The organism is Acetobacter fabarum (assembly GCF_040702925.2).
Classification (GTDB): domain Bacteria; phylum Pseudomonadota; class Alphaproteobacteria; order Acetobacterales; family Acetobacteraceae; genus Acetobacter; species Acetobacter fabarum_B.
This window is the reverse complement of sequence record NZ_JBFCXX020000005.1, coordinates 124,774-138,791: the sequence shown is the minus strand read 5'-3', so window position 1 is coordinate 138,791 and position 14,018 is coordinate 124,774. Positions and strand designations below refer to the sequence as shown.

Genomic DNA, 14,018 nt, shown 5'->3' with positions numbered 1-14,018 from the left:
TACGGCTATCACGCGCTTTTCACCTGTTATTCGTCAAGATTGAAGAGAACTGGTCTCTTTTTACAGAACTTTCACCGTTCGGGAAGGTCATGCCCATGCCCGCAGGGCCGCAATGGCTGCATGCATGGCGTCTGTCCGGCGCAGGGCCACCCGTCCGGCCAGCGGGTCTTCACGGCGCAGGCGCTGTGTCAGGCGGTGGGCAAGCTCTACAATGGCCGCGCATTCCATACGGAAACGCCGGTCCCTGATATGGGCAGGCAGGGTGCTGGCCTGCCGGTTGAGGGCGTCCACCCCGTCTAGCAGGGTGTTGAACACCCTGCGCATGGCGGGGCTGGTCTGGCCTGCCAGAAGGTCCTGGGCGGAGGTGCCCGCACGCTGCATCAGTTCGGTGGGCACGTAGCAGCGCTGGAGGCGTTTCAGGTCCTTGGCGCAATCCTGCAGGTGGTTCAGAATCTGCAAGGAGGTGCAAAGAGCGTCCGACGGGTCAAAGGCTGCGGTGTCTTCCCTGTGCAGGCAGATCAGGTAGCGCCCGACCGGGTTGGCGGAATACTTGCAGTAGTGCAGCAGGTCATCCCATGTGCGGTATTCATGACCGCGTGAATCATCGCGGAAGGCGATCAGCAGGTCTGTTGCGGTCTCGAACGGCACATTGGTCTGTATGAGCGAAGCCCGCAGCCGTGCGGCACTGAGCGCATCGGCGCGGTTAATGGCGTTGCGCTGGCCAAGGAGCACCTCCTCCATGGCGTTCAGCCGGGTGATCTTGTCTTCGGGGGGGAGAGTCTCGCAGTCTGCTATGTCATCGATAACACGGGCATAGTCGTAATAGGCATGCACATGCGGGCGCAGTTTGCGGCTGAGAAGGAAGGAACCGACAGGAAAATTCTCGTCAGACGCACCCTTGCCGGATGAAACGTCAGTTTTTCCCCAGATGCGTGTATCGTCAGTCATGCCATGCCGTGTTCAAAAAAAGGGACCCCAAGGGCAGCTTGGTGTTTACATGACGCCGCCTGCCATGCCTATCCCTTAATGCCGGAGGGCTGATGCCAGCAAAATTCTACTGGCTCGGGATCTGGATGTTCTGTCCTGCTTCGGGGGGGCTGGCGCGCCCGTTGTTGGGAATGACCCCGGTATAGGCCCGGTTCTTCCACACTACACCGTGACCGCGGTGGTGGTTGAGAGCGGAGCCAAGGGTGGCGGCGGTATAAAAGGCGGCAATCAGGGGCAAAGCCAGCGCCCAGAGGGGAGAAAGCCGAAAACGCCTGAGCGTGGGTAAAAAGGACAGGGTGGAGGCAAGCCACACCCCGGTTCCAATCCATTGTGCGGCCCCGTGGGCGTAAAGAGCCAGCGTGATGGGGGCAACCCAGACCACCAGCATGGCCAGAACAGTCAGAACCAGCAGCAGGGGAGAAAAGTTGAGTTGCACGTAAGCCGTACGCGTGATCATGCGCCAGATATCGGCAGCCGATGGATAGGGGCGAATGGAACGGGCAAGGCAGGAATGACCAAGATAGAGCCTCCCCCCCGCCTGCTTGACGCATGCGGCCAGCGTGCAGTCATCAATCAGAGCCCCTTTCAGCGCCTCAATGCCCCCGATCTGGCGGAGCATATCGCGCCGGAGCAGAATGGTGCCTCCCGCAGCCCCGGCTGTTTTGTCCTTGGGGTTGTTGACCTTGGCAAAGGGGTAAAGCAGCGTGAAAAAGAAGACAAACGCAGGCACCAGCGCCCGTTCGGCCAGTGTGACGCACTGAAGCTCCACCATTTCGGAAACCATGTGCAACCGGTCGGCCTGCGCTTTGGCGACAAGGGTGGAAATATGGGCAGGGTCGTGAATAATGTCGGCATCGGTCAGGAACAGATAGCCACTGCCATGCGGGCTCTGACGCTCCGCCTCGTGTACGCCCTGTGCCACGGCCCACAATTTGCCGCTCCAGCCTGCTTCGGGGTTTGCGCCCTCCAGTACACTCAGCCGGTTATGGGGATCAGGCAGGGCTCTGGCCAGAGCCCCCGTCCCATCGGTACTGCGGTCATTGACTAAAATAACCGAGAGCGCGCCGGGGTAGTCCTGTTGCAGCAGGGAGCCAAGTGCTGCCTCAATGGACGCCTCTTCGTCACGGGCGGGTACAACCACCGTAACATCGGGGGCAATATCGGCATGGGCTCCCGCCATGCTGGTGGGTTGGAGTATGGGGCCGGACTGCCAGAAATGTCCGTGGCAGAAAAGAAGGCCCGCCCAGATTATGGCGCATAGAACAGCCAGAACCACCAGAAACATGATGGACCGTCCCTTATTTCAGCATACCGTTATTGCGGAACCATGTAATGGCGTCTTCCACCGCCTTGCGGGCCGGACGCGGGGCATAACCCAGTTCGCTCATGGCTTTTGCGGAGGAGAAGAACATTTTCTTGCGGGACATGGCGAGCATCTCCCGCGTAACACGGGGCGAGAAGCCAAAAGCGCGGGACAGCCATTCGGACACAACAGCCACCGGCCAGATAACCTCCTGCGGCAGGCTGATCCTGGGCGGGGGCACATGCGCGATTTCGGACACCATGGCAAACAGGTCACGCAGCAGATAGTTCTCACCGCCCAGAATGTATTTTTCGCCAATTCTGCCCCGTTCAAGGGCGAGTGCATGGCCTTCTGCCACGTCATCCACATGCACGATGTTCACACCCGTATCCACGTAAGCGGGCATGCGGCCTGCCGCGCAGTCCAGAATCATCTGGCCTGTGGGGGTGGGTTTGATGTCGCGCGGGCCAACGGGGGTGGAGGGGTTCACAATAACCGCTGGCAGATTCTGGTCGCGCACAAGGCGCAGTACTTCCTGCTCGGCGCGGTATTTGGAGCGTTTATAAATGCCGATAACGGCATGTTCTTCTACCGGTGTGTTCTCATCCGCAATGGTGCCATCGCCAATCAGGCCAAGGGCCGCCACGGAGGAGCAGTACACAATGCGTTCCACACCTGCCTGCTGGGCTGCCAGCATAAGCAGGCGGGTGCCTTCCACGTTAGCGGTCATCATGGGGGCGGGGTCGGGCACCCACAGGCGGTAGTCGGCCGCGACATGAAAAACATACCGGCAGTCTTTGACTGCGCGCGCAAATGTGTCCGGCTGTGACAGGTCGCCTTCCACCAGCTCGGCCGGAATGTCGGCAATGTTGCTACGGTCGCTTCCTTCTCGCACCATAAGGCGCAGGGAATGGCCACGTTCCAGCAGTGTACGCGCCACGGCGGAACCGACAAAACCAGTTGCGCCGGTTACGAGCGTATGAGCAGTCATGAAGGATGCGCTCCCGGTAGAGGGCTGAAAGAAAAACAGGTGTTGGGCATTAAGCCCGGACAACTGGTCTGTCTCTTTATCCTGACACCCGAGGTGGCGCCAGACCCCGTGGTAGTGTAAGGGGGCGGAACATTCACACATGCGCCCGGTTGGGCTTCGGGCGTGCCCATGGGCGTGACGGAGCCGCGGGCGTAACAGGCGGACAGAGCTGAGGCCTTGAAGAAGCTTACGGTTTTTCTCACTTTTCTTGGACTCGTGGTCGTTACGGCAGCAATGGCGTGGAGCGGTTTCGATTCTGTTTTACGTGCTGTTATGCGTATTGGTCTTGGCGGCTTTCTGCTTATGGTATGCTGCCAGCTGGCCGTGGATGGCCTGCTGGGCATGGCCTGGCATGCTGCGTTTCCAGAAATTGGGTATGTGCGTCTTCTGCTGGCCCGCATGGTGCGTGATGCGGCTGCAACCTGTCTGCCGTTTTCGCAGGTTGGGGGCATTGTCATCGGTATTCGCGCGACCTGTTCGGGCCATGGCGTGCACCGCGCCAGCGACCGGGAAGTGGAACTGCCCGAGGCCGCCTGCGCCAACCTTGTGGATATTACAACCGAGGTCATGGGGCAGGTGGCGTTTGTGCTGCTGGCCGTGGCCTGCCTTGTTGCGCATCAGCGTTCCAGCCCGTTTGTGGTGCCGGTGGTCGGGGGGACCCTGTTCCTGATCGCGGGAACCGCAGGTTTTATCTGGACCCAGACGCATGGCGGTAACCTGTTCCGCAAGTTCGGGGGGATGTTTACCCGCAGTCTGGCCTCCCAGTGGCGGGACAATATTCTGGCTGGTGCGGATAACCTGCAGGAACGTATGGAAGCCGCCTGGAGCCGCCCGTGGCATATCTGCCGTTCGGCCAGCTATCACCTGCTTGGCTGGCTGGGCGGTGCTGGTATGCTGTGGCTGACGGCGCGCTTTTTGGGCGCACACCTGACTTTTCCCGGCGCTGTGGCGGTGGAGGGCGTAACCTGCGCCATTATGTCTGTCGGGTTTCTGGTTCCCGGCAGTCTGGGCGTGCAGGAAGGGGCCTATATGGCGCTCGGTCACGCGTTTGGCATAGACCCTTCCGTCTCCCTTGGTATTTCCCTGCTTCGCCGTGGACGGGAAATTACCATTGGTATTCCCGTTCTGCTGTTGTGGCAGTTTATGGAAATGCGTGGTCTGCGCCAGAATGCGCCCCAGCAGCCCGCGTCGGTCAAAAGCGAGACTATGGGATATTCTGCCCCCTCCAACACAATCAAGGACAGCTGAGCCGTGGCGGAAGAGCATCTTCAGGTCGTGTTTGACACGCTTGTCGTGGTTGGACCGGGGCTTATCGGTTCGTCCGTGCTGCGGCGTGCCAAAGTGCATGGTCATCTGGCGCGCAGGCTGATTGCGGTGGATAATAGTGCTGATGTCTGCGCGCGGGTGATGGAACTGGGGCTGGCGGATGAAGCAACAACAGACGTAGTCGCCGCTGCCGCACAGGCGGATTGTGTGATGCTGTGCGTGCCGGTCGGGGCCATGGGGCCCGTTGCCGCACAGGTTATTCCCGCCATGAAGCCGGGTGCGGTACTGACCGATGTGGGGTCCACCAAGGTATCGGTCACCGAAGCCATTTTACCCAGCTTGCGGGCCGATGTGCCCTATGTGCCTGCACATCCCATGGCTGGTACGGAGTTCTCCGGCCCGGATGCGGGGCTGGCGGACCTGTTTGAAAACCGCTGGTGCCTGCTAACCCCGCTGGAAGCCACAACGCCAGAAGCCCTGCAACAGATCCGCGAGTTATGGACACGCTGTGGTGCCCGCCTGCGGGAAATGACCCCCGCCCACCATGACCGTGTATGCGCCATTGTGAGCCACCTGCCGCACCTGCTGGCCTTTACCATCTGTGGCACGGCTGATGATCTGGCGGAAGAAACACGCTCCGAGGTGCTGGATCTGGCGGCCTCGGGCTTTAGGGATTTTACCCGGATTGCGGCATCCGATCCCATTATGTGGCGCGATATTTTTCTGGCCAACCGTGAGGCCCTGCTGGAAATGCTGGGGCGCTTTATGGAAGATGCTCAGGCCATGGCCCGCGCGATCCGCTGGGGAGATGCGGACTATATTGTGAACAAGATCGAGCGTGGCCGCGAGATCCGCAAAAGCCTGATTGAAAACCGGCAGGCCTGAGCCTGCTCAGGTTGGTTGGCCAAACGCCTTGATGCGTAGGGAATCGGAGCGTTTGTGGCTCCTGTCCAGCATGGGGTTGAGGGCGGTTGCCTTTTGCCATGCTTTGAGCGCGGCCTGACCATCGTTCAGGTGTTCTTCCACACTGGCCAGCAGGCTCCAGCTCTGGGCGTCCTCTGCGTCACGCATCAGGGCTTCTCCCAAATCTGATACAGCGCCCTTCAGGTTGCCTGCGACAAGGCGCATCTGGGCACGGGTGCGCCATAGAATGGCCTGATCGGGCTGAAGCGCCAGTGCGTCCCCCATATCGTCCACGGCATCATCCGGTTTTTCGGATGTCAGGTCTTTTTCCGCACGGCGGACCAGAAGTTGCGTGGTGGGGGAAAGATGCGCAGCCCGTAACGTCTCAAGCCTTTCTTGCAGGGTATGGGCATCTTCAGGCGTTGGGGCTTGGGCAAGCTGCTTGACCAGCAGGGCAATCTGCTTTGCAGTGCCAGTGCCAGTGCCAGTGCCAGTGCCAGTGCCAGTGCCAGTGCCAGTGCCAGTGCCAGTGCCAGTTGCCGGAGCAGGGGCCGCCAGAGGGGCTGGCTGGGTTTTGGGCGCTGTATCCGCCCATGCGGCAGCAACAGCCGTAACGCTGAGGACTGTGGACAGGCCTAAAAACAAAAACCCGTTCCTTCGGGGACCGAGGGAACGGGCTTTATGCATGATCATCATGATAAGCTTGCCCGTAAGGGCCAGACCAACCATGAATTAGCCCTGACGGGCCTTCATGCGGGGGTTCTTTTTGTTGATGACGTAAACCCGGCCACGACGACGAACCACACGGCAGTCTTTGTCGCGCACCTTGGCTGACTTCAGGCTATTTCTGATTTTCATGGCCCGTATTCTCCGTCGATGCCGCTCAATGCATAAATAAGTTGGCTCGGCACATACCGGCCCCGTGCGCCTGAGTCAATATTCCGCGCATTTTTCTTGCGGATTTTGCCGCCTATAGCGTGTTTTATCGCATGGAGGCGGGCAGATTGAGCGCTTAGGCAGGGTCCAGTGCGAGTGTGAGCAGCGTGCTGGCCAGAGTGGAAAAATCGGTCGTCCGGGGGGAGCGGGGTCGCCAGGCCAGACCAATGGTGCGCCACGCTGCGCCATCGGCAAGGGGGCGGGCGGCAATTTTACGGTTTTTAAGAATACCCCCGTTAATGGCCAGAGCCGGCATGATGGCGATTCCCAGACCCAGTTCCACCATTTCCGCCATGCTGTGGAGGGACATGGCGGTAAAGGTGGGTTCGCTCTCCCCTTCCGCGCCACTGCGGCTGGGGCTTTGGCGGCAGATGGCCAGTGTCTGCTCGCGCAGGCAGTGCCCGTCTTCCATCATGACCATATTGTATTCGGACAACCGCTCCACGGGCACGCTCTCCAGTGCCGCAAAGGGGTGGTTGGAAGGCATGATCACATAAAAGGGGTCCTGCCACAGGGGGTGGGTTTCCGTGCCATCACACAGGCAGGGCATGGCCAGCACCAGCATGTCCAACTGCCCAAGGGAGAGCTTTTCCAGCAGGTGTTCTGTGGTGTCTTCTGTCAGGGATAAAAGCAGACGGGGGAAGTGCTCGCGCAGGATATGCACCGTGCGGGGGATAAGGAACGGGCCAATGGTGGGAATAACCCCGAGTCGTAATGGGCCAGTCAAAGGGGTGCGGGCGGCTGCGGCCAGTTGGGGCACGGCCTCCAGCGCGGCCAGTGCCTGCCGGGCTTTGAGTGCGATCTCGTGCCCCAGAGGGGTAAAAACCACTTTTTTGCCCACGGTGCGGTCCAGCAACGGGGTATCCAGCTGGCGCTCCAGTGTCATAATCCCGGCAGACAGGGTGGACTGGGTTACGGCACAGGCCGCCGCGGCCCGGCCAAAGTGGCGCAGTTCGGAAAGGGCGATCAGGTAGCGGAGCTGCTGTGCGGAGGGGAGGGGAAGCATGGCCAAGTCCTACCTGAAAACCAGAGTGTGGTTAATCGATACCTTCAATTGTTCTTATATAAAATATTCATTGGATTAAATGAAAAAGGCGGGCCATACATACCTGCACCGCCTGACCCAGCCTGAAGCAGGGTCAGGCATTGTGCCAGAAACAAGGAGCAAACATATGCTGACCGTTGGCGATAAGTTTCCCAGCTTTGATCTGACCGCCGTTCCGGGTGGGCCGGAAGGCCTTAAGGGCGAATTCGTTCAGATTTCCGACAAATCCGATGCCGGTAAATGGAAAGTGGTGTTCTTCTGGCCGAAGGACTTCACCTTTGTCTGCCCGACCGAAATCGTGGCTTTTGGCAAGATGTCCAAGGACTTCGCAGACCGTGATGCGGTTGTGTACGGCGTGTCCATCGACAGCGAGTTCGTGCACCTCAACTGGCGCCTGCACCACGCTGACCTGAAGGATCTGCCGATCCCGATGCTGGCCGACATCAAGCGCGAGCTGACCGAAGGCACGGGCGTGATGGCAAAGGACGCTGGCGTTGCCCTGCGTGCCACCTTCATTGTCGACCCGCACGGCGTGATCCGTCATGTGTCCGTCAACGACCTGTCTGTTGGTCGTAACCCGCAGGAAATCCTGCGTATCCTTGACGGTCTGCAGAGCGATGAGCTGTGCCCGTGCAACTGGAAAAAGGGCGAAGACTTTATCAAAGTCTGAGTCTGACGCACGGCCCGGTTCGCGTTTGCGGGCCGGGGTGGTTGCGGTGGCATACCTACGTATTCTGCCGCACCCCTAACCTTTCTATCAGGGCTGTCTGGCCCGCTTCCAGCCATTTTCTGGCTGTGCCTTGTGCTCCAGGTTCCATGTATTGGTCTGGCACAGATTTTTCCAAAATAAATCATGACGGAAAAAGCCATGTCTATAGATGCACTCAAAGACCGTATTCCCGATTACGCCAAGGACCTGCGCCTGAATCTGGGGTCTCTGGCGAGCGATATTACCCTGACCCCGCAGCAGCTTGGCGGTACGTTCATCGCCTCCGCCCTTGCCGCGCGGAATGATGATGTGACGCGTGAAATTGTGGCCCAGTTCCGCGATACGCTGTCCGAGCAGGCGCTGGCGGCAGCACAGTCCGCCAACGCCATTATGGGCATGAATAATATTTACTACCGCTTTGTGCATATGGCGGGTGGCGAATACACCAAGATGCCAGCACAGCTACGCATGAGCGTGATTGGCAACCCCGGCGTGGATAAAGCGGATTTTGAGCTGTGGTGTCTGGCCGTTTCCATCATCAACGGATGTGACATGTGCGTGACCAGCCACGAAAAAATCGTGCGAGATGCGCTTGGCGCGGCTGCGGTGCAGACTGCGGCACGGATTGCCGCGACGGTGCATGCAGTTGCTGTAACATTGCAGGGTGCGGATGCCTTACAGCAGTAAGCACCACCCGGTGTAAGGGCAGTGTCTCAAAAACCGGTCGTTCCGGCGGCCGGTCACAGGGGATTTTATAGGAGACGCAAAGGGGCGCTCGACGCCACTTTCTGATACGATCAATATGTATGGGAAAGTGGCGCGAGTGACGGGGCTCGAACCCGCGACCTCCGGCGTGACAGGCCGGCGCTCTAACCAACTGAGCTACACCCGCATTTTCCAACGCTCATTCAGTCATGTGCGTCGGTATGTGGGGCTTTATAACGATGTTTTTTTCTTTGGCAACAGGCATTTCATAAAAAAATGTCAAGAAGTGCATTTTTGCCCGAGTGGTCTTACACGGCCGTATGAAATTGGCCGCACAAGAGCCGTTTCAACCAAAACGGTAGCCCGAGAGCGCCTTGCCCAGCACTATATCGCTGTAAATCTGCTGGCCGTAATCCTGCCCGGCTGCACCGGCTGCCACCATCAGCGGGAGCAGATGCTCCTCGCGGGGGTGGCACAGGCGCGCACCGGGAGCCTGTGCCCAGTGGGTCAACTGCGCGGCGCGCTCTGGCGGTGGTGCGCAGATGCTACGGGTCAGCCACGCATCAAATGCCTGTGCAGGCTGGTCGGTTACGGGCGAACCGTTCATGAAATGGGACAGGTTATGGTAGCTCAGGCCCGTGCCCACGATCAGCACGTTTTCTGCCCGCAGGGGGGCCAGTGCTGCGCCAATGGCCAGATGCTCGGCCGGGTCCAGCGCCTTTTGTAACGAGAACTCCACAATGGGAATATCAGCCTGAGGAAAAGCCAGCATGAATGGGATGAACACACCGTGGTCAAACCCCCGTTCGGCATTTTCGGCGCTGGCAAAGCCAGCCTGCTCCAGCAGGGTCCGCATGTGGGCGGCCAGTGCGGGGCTGCCGGGGGCGGGGTATTGCAGCGTGTAGGTATGGGCGGGAAAACCGTAATAATCGTAGATCAGGCCCGGTTTTGCACCGGACATGAGTGTGGGCACATGCTCCTCCCAATGGCCGGAAACCACCACAATGGCATCTGGTTTTTGTGGGAGCGTGGCACTCAGTCCGCGCAAAAAGGCGGCCATGTGGTCCCATGTCTGTGGCCAGTCCATAAAAAAGCATGGACCACCCCCATGGGGGATGAACAGGGTTGGCTGTTTGGGGCGTATTGCGGCAGCAGGGGCAGGCATGAACATCACCATGACAGAATGAAAGGGTCGGAGGTGTTGTTCAGAGCATGGCGCAAAACCGGTTGGCTGATAATCCGCGCTAGACGGAATATATTTCACACTCAGGGTGTGATACCGGGTGTGCAGGTGGCTGTTACAGGCACGGCGCACCGTAGCGGCCATGCCTGTAACAGGTCAGGAGAAAGCCGCCTTATTTGGCTTTTGCAGCTTCCAGAGCCTTGAGAATAAAGTCTCCGGCTTCTTCCTTCGTGCCCCAGCCGGTCACTTTAACCCACTTGCCTTTTTCAAGGTCCTTGTAGCGGGTGAAAAAGTGCTCAATGGCCTTGATCGTGATTTCGGGCAGGTCGTCCGTGGTTGCAACCTTGGAGAACTCGGGGTGCACCTTGTCGTGCGGGACGCAGATGATTTTTTCGTCCTGCCCGGATTCGTCTTCCATTTTCAGCACGCCAATGGGGCGGGCCCGGATCACGCTGCCCGGCACCACGTTTGTGGGGGTCAGGACCAGAGCATCCGTGGGGTCACCATCGGCTGCCAGCGTGTTGGGGATAAAGCCATATGCCGTGGGGTAGGCCATGGGCGTGAACAGGAAGCGGTCCACGAACAGAGCGCCGCTTTCCTTGTCAATTTCGTATTTGACAGAGGAACCCTGCGGGATTTCAATAACAACGTTAATGTCGAACGGCACGTCCTTGCCGGGAGAAAGTTTGGAAACGTCCATGAACACTGCTCCAACCGATAAACAAAGGGAATGCAGCAGACCCTATCCGCCCACCTGCGGCTTGCCAAGAGCCGGATTTTAAACAGGCGATATATGGATTTTCCTGCCCCAGACCCTTGCCAAATGGCTCGGGTTGCGTAATCAGATACTCGCCTGCGCGCCCGTAGCTCAATTGGTTAGAGCGGGCCGCTCATAACGGCTTGGTTGCGGGTTCAAGTCCTGCCGGGCGCAGGCTGTTCCAGCCGGCAGCGCACCCTGTAGCCGTTCAATTTTTTCAGTTTATTCCGCATAACGGGAGTTCATCATCATGGCATCCTATCAATACGTCTATGTGATGAAGGATCTTACAAAATCCTATCCCGGCGGGCGCGAAGTGTTCAAGGGCATCACCCTGTCCTTCATGCCGGGTGCCAAAATTGGTATTCTGGGCGTTAACGGTGCTGGTAAGTCCACCCTGCTCAAGATCATGGCGGGGATTGATAAAGAATATGGCGGCGAGGCCTGGGCGGCTGAAGGCGTGCGGGTTGGCTATCTGGAACAGGAACCCCAGCTTGACCCCAAACTGACCGTGGGCGAAAATGTTGCTCTGGGCTTTGGCGACCTGAAAAAGGCAGTTGATCGTTTTAACGAGATTTCTGCCCGTTTTGCCGAGCCCATGGAAGACGACGAAATGAACGCCCTGCTGGCCGAACAGGCCGAACTGCAGGAAAAAATTGATGCAGGCGACGGCTGGGAGCTGGACCGCAAGCTGGAAATCGCGCTGGACGCCCTGCGCTGCCCGCCTGCTGACAGCTCGGTAGAAAAACTCTCCGGGGGGGAATGCCGCCGCGTGGCTCTGTGCCGCCTGCTGCTGGAAAAGCCCGACCTGCTGCTGCTTGACGAACCCACCAACCATCTGGACGCGGAAAGCGTTGCATGGCTGGAAACAACTCTGCGGGATTACGACGGCACGGTTATGGTTATCACCCATGACCGTTACTTCCTGGATAACGTGACCAACTGGATTTTGGAAATCGAGCGCGGTCGCGGTATTCCGTTTGAAGGCAATTACTCCTCCTGGCTGGAACAGAAGCGCAAGCGCCTGTCGCAGGAAGAAAAGGAAGAAAGCTCCCGCCAGCGTGCCCTTGCCGCCGAGCAGGAGTGGATTAACGCCAGCCCCAAGGCCCGCCAGAGCAAAAGCAAGGCCCGTATTGCCAAGTATGAGGAAATGCTGGCCGCCAGTGCGGAAAAAGTGGGTGGTGTGGCCGATATTGTCATTCCCCCCGGTCCCCGCCTTGGCGGCACGGTTATCGAGGCCGACAACCTGACCAAAGGGTTTGGGGACCGGCTGTTGATTGATAACCTCAACTTCAAACTGCCACCGGGCGGTATTGTGGGGGTTATCGGGCCAAACGGTGCTGGTAAGTCCACCCTGTTCAAAATGATTATCGGGCAGGACAAGCCAGATTCAGGCGAGCTGAAAATCGGGGAAACCGTAAAGCTCGGCTATGTTGATCAGTCGCGTGATGACCTGTCCCCCGATAAAACCGTGTGGGAAGAAATTTCAGGCGGGACGGATGTCATTTATCTGGGCAAGCGGGCCGTGCCGTCGCGCGCCTATGTGGGGGCCTTCAACTTCAAAGGGTCCGACCAGCAGAAAAAAGTTGGTGTCCTTTCGGGGGGTGAGCGTAACCGCGTGCATCTGGCCAAGATGCTCCGGCAGGAAAGCAACGTGATCCTGCTTGACGAACCGACCAACGATCTGGACGTGGATACCCTGCGTGCGCTTGAAGAGGCACTGGCCGAGTTTGCCGGTTGCGCTGTGGTTATCTCCCATGACCGCTGGTTCCTTGACCGTCTGGCCACCCATATTCTGGCGTTTGAAGGTGATTCCCACGTTGAGTGGTTTGAAGGTAACTTTCAGGCTTATGAAGAAGACAAGCGCCGCCGCCTTGGCCCGGATGCGACCGAACCGGGCCGCATCCACTACAAACCGCTTGCCCGTTAACGGCATGCCTGTGCGAAGGCTCCTCTGTGGAGCCTTCCTCTGTTACGGGGGCTGAGCGGTGGATATACGCTCGGTCCGTACGCCTCGCCTGCTTCTTCAGCCCGTGACATGGCGGGATATGGAAGATATGGCACGCCTGAAGGCCGATGGCGGCGCTTTTGGCCAGATGCTGGGGGGTGTTTGCACCCGCCAGCAGGCCGAGCGTGAGATGGCGGATGACATTGCTTTCTGGGCCTGTCATCGCGTTGGTATTTTTACCATTCATGAAAATAACCAGTTTGTCGGCATGACCGGCATCCACGACCGGCCAGATGGTCGCGGGTTCGGGTTACGCTTTGCTCTGTTTGCCAGCGCAAGGGGGCGCGGTATTGCGCGTGAGGCTGCCAACGCGGCCCTTAACTTTGCGCATGATGCCGGTTTGCACCGGGTTATTGCCGTGGCATCGGAAAGCAATGTGGCATCGCGTACCATTCTGGGCAGTATCGGGATGCATGTCTGCGAGACATTTGCCAGAAATGGGCAGACAATGATGGTGTATGAAAGCAAGCGGGCATAAAAAAAGGCACCCCGATGGGTGCCTTTCCACCAGACCAGCTTCTACGCGCCAGACCGGGTTTTACTGGTTCAGTTGGTAGACTGGTTGTGGCGGTCAAGCTGCTTCTGCAGGGCAGAAAGCAGTGCTGCCACGCTATCACCATTCCGGGCAATAAAGGAGGAGTAGTCGTTACGCTGCGTCAGACGCAGGCTGGCACCCTCCCCGATAACGTCGACAACCTGCGGCTGTCCGTTTTCGTAACCGACAATCCACTGCATGGAGGCGGGTGGCTGCTGTGGGCGCGTCAGAATGGCGTTTACGGAATCCTCATTGCCGGATCTGGTGACATCACCAATGGTAAAGCTGACGCCGCGGTATTCACCCAGCTTGTCGGTAATGGCATTGACCAGCACTTCATGGAAAAGGGCCTGATAACGCTGCTTCTGTTCAGGTGTGGCAATTTTCCAGTAGCGACCAAGGCAGTAGCGGCCGATACCATCAATATCCACGTTCTTCTGAACCAGAGGAAGAACCTTGATCTTTTTTTCAGACAGGGGGACGGGACTGTTAACAATGGCAACAAGCTGCGTGCCAAAACTCTGAATGAACTGCTTGGCGTTATCCGCCGCACGGGCAGGCAGGGCAAACAGTCCGCTGGCGCATGTCAGGGCCAGAGTGGCAAGAACAATACGGCGACCAGAAAGGAGTTTCATGTTTGCGCTACCTTCT

The 14,018-nt window shown here is 58.6% G+C and carries 15 protein-coding genes and 2 tRNA genes; 7 read left to right on the top strand and 10 right to left on the bottom strand.

The features are described from left to right. Positions 1–87 precede the first annotated feature (87 nt). The 3 genes from hpnC to hpnA all read right to left on the bottom strand — a co-directional run bounded on the left by hpnC (position 88) and on the right by hpnA (position 3,281). The gene (hpnC, locus tag AB2L51_RS06115) at positions 88–948 is read right to left on the bottom strand and encodes a squalene synthase HpnC (protein ID WP_395581724.1); all 861 of its coding nucleotides are present in this window, start codon (positions 946–948) and stop codon (positions 88–90) included. Between the two features lie 106 nt (positions 949–1,054). Then, entirely contained in the window at positions 1,055–2,272 is a 1,218-nt protein-coding gene (locus tag AB2L51_RS06110; protein WP_395581723.1) for a glycosyltransferase, read from the bottom strand. 13 nt (positions 2,273–2,285) lie between these two features. Continuing rightward, positions 2,286–3,281 (bottom strand): hopanoid-associated sugar epimerase, encoded by a 996-nt coding sequence (gene hpnA, locus AB2L51_RS06105; protein WP_395581722.1) that lies wholly within the window; start codon positions 3,279–3,281, stop codon positions 2,286–2,288. Positions 3,282–3,497: 216 nt separating this feature from the next. Here hpnA and AB2L51_RS06100 point away from each other — a divergent pair, with 216 nt between their 5' ends. Together AB2L51_RS06100 and AB2L51_RS06095 are read left to right on the top strand one after the other, a co-directional pair. Beyond that, positions 3,498–4,568 (top strand): lysylphosphatidylglycerol synthase domain-containing protein, encoded by a 1,071-nt coding sequence (locus AB2L51_RS06100; protein WP_395581721.1) that lies wholly within the window; start codon positions 3,498–3,500, stop codon positions 4,566–4,568. A 3-nt stretch (positions 4,569–4,571) separates the two neighbouring features. Next, positions 4,572–5,471, top strand: a complete 900-nt coding sequence (locus tag AB2L51_RS06095; protein WP_086646375.1) for a prephenate dehydrogenase/arogenate dehydrogenase family protein — start codon at positions 4,572–4,574, stop codon at positions 5,469–5,471. Positions 5,472–5,477: 6 nt separating this feature from the next. Here the strand turns inward: AB2L51_RS06095 and AB2L51_RS06090 are convergent, their stop codons facing one another. The 3 genes from AB2L51_RS06090 to AB2L51_RS06080 all read right to left on the bottom strand — a co-directional run bounded on the left by AB2L51_RS06090 (position 5,478) and on the right by AB2L51_RS06080 (position 7,431). After that, positions 5,478–6,218, bottom strand: coding sequence for a tetratricopeptide repeat protein (locus AB2L51_RS06090; RefSeq protein ID WP_395581720.1), 741 nt, complete (start codon positions 6,216–6,218; stop codon positions 5,478–5,480). 3 nt (positions 6,219–6,221) lie between these two features. Further along, positions 6,222–6,347, bottom strand: coding sequence for a type B 50S ribosomal protein L36 (gene ykgO / locus AB2L51_RS06085; protein WP_003625637.1), 126 nt, complete (start codon positions 6,345–6,347; stop codon positions 6,222–6,224). A 154-nt stretch (positions 6,348–6,501) separates the two neighbouring features. Continuing rightward, the gene (locus tag AB2L51_RS06080; RefSeq protein WP_166114595.1) at positions 6,502–7,431 is read right to left on the bottom strand and encodes a hydrogen peroxide-inducible genes activator; all 930 of its coding nucleotides are present in this window, start codon (positions 7,429–7,431) and stop codon (positions 6,502–6,504) included. 166 nt (positions 7,432–7,597) lie between these two features. Here AB2L51_RS06080 and AB2L51_RS06075 point away from each other — a divergent pair, with 166 nt between their 5' ends. Both AB2L51_RS06075 and ahpD read left to right on the top strand, forming a co-directional pair. Beyond that, entirely contained in the window at positions 7,598–8,140 is a 543-nt protein-coding gene (locus AB2L51_RS06075; RefSeq protein ID WP_166114592.1) for a peroxiredoxin, read from the top strand. Positions 8,141–8,338: 198 nt separating this feature from the next. Further along, a complete protein-coding gene (ahpD, locus tag AB2L51_RS06070; protein WP_166114589.1) occupies positions 8,339–8,866 on the top strand; it encodes an alkylhydroperoxidase, AhpD family in 528 nt (175 codons plus the stop codon). Positions 8,867–8,994: 128 nt separating this feature from the next. Here the strand turns inward: ahpD and AB2L51_RS06065 are convergent. From AB2L51_RS06065 to ppa, 3 genes are all read right to left on the bottom strand, one after another. Beyond that, positions 8,995–9,071 (bottom strand) — tRNA-Asp (locus AB2L51_RS06065). Between the two features lie 159 nt (positions 9,072–9,230). Continuing rightward, the gene (locus AB2L51_RS06060; protein ID WP_395581719.1) at positions 9,231–10,049 is read right to left on the bottom strand and encodes a DODA-type extradiol aromatic ring-opening family dioxygenase; all 819 of its coding nucleotides are present in this window, start codon (positions 10,047–10,049) and stop codon (positions 9,231–9,233) included. A 190-nt stretch (positions 10,050–10,239) separates the two neighbouring features. Beyond that, complete coding sequence (gene ppa, locus AB2L51_RS06055; RefSeq protein ID WP_395581718.1) at positions 10,240–10,767, bottom strand: inorganic diphosphatase; 528 nt, start codon at positions 10,765–10,767, stop codon at positions 10,240–10,242. Positions 10,768–10,924: 157 nt separating this feature from the next. On the opposite strand from ppa, the gene AB2L51_RS06050 reads away from it, so the two are divergent. The 3 genes from AB2L51_RS06050 (at position 10,925) to AB2L51_RS06040 (ending at position 13,310) form a co-directional block, all read left to right on the top strand. After that, positions 10,925–10,998, top strand: a tRNA-Ile gene (locus AB2L51_RS06050). Between the two features lie 76 nt (positions 10,999–11,074). Further along, the gene (gene ettA, locus AB2L51_RS06045) at positions 11,075–12,754 is read left to right on the top strand and encodes an energy-dependent translational throttle protein EttA (RefSeq protein ID WP_395581717.1); all 1,680 of its coding nucleotides are present in this window, start codon (positions 11,075–11,077) and stop codon (positions 12,752–12,754) included. Between the two features lie 58 nt (positions 12,755–12,812). Beyond that, the gene (locus AB2L51_RS06040) at positions 12,813–13,310 is read left to right on the top strand and encodes a GNAT family N-acetyltransferase (protein WP_395581716.1); all 498 of its coding nucleotides are present in this window, start codon (positions 12,813–12,815) and stop codon (positions 13,308–13,310) included. Positions 13,311–13,378: 68 nt separating this feature from the next. Here AB2L51_RS06040 and AB2L51_RS06035 read toward each other — a convergent pair whose 3' ends face one another. Next, complete coding sequence (locus AB2L51_RS06035) at positions 13,379–14,002, bottom strand: MlaC/ttg2D family ABC transporter substrate-binding protein (protein ID WP_395581715.1); 624 nt, start codon at positions 14,000–14,002, stop codon at positions 13,379–13,381. Positions 14,003–14,018 lie beyond the last annotated feature (16 nt).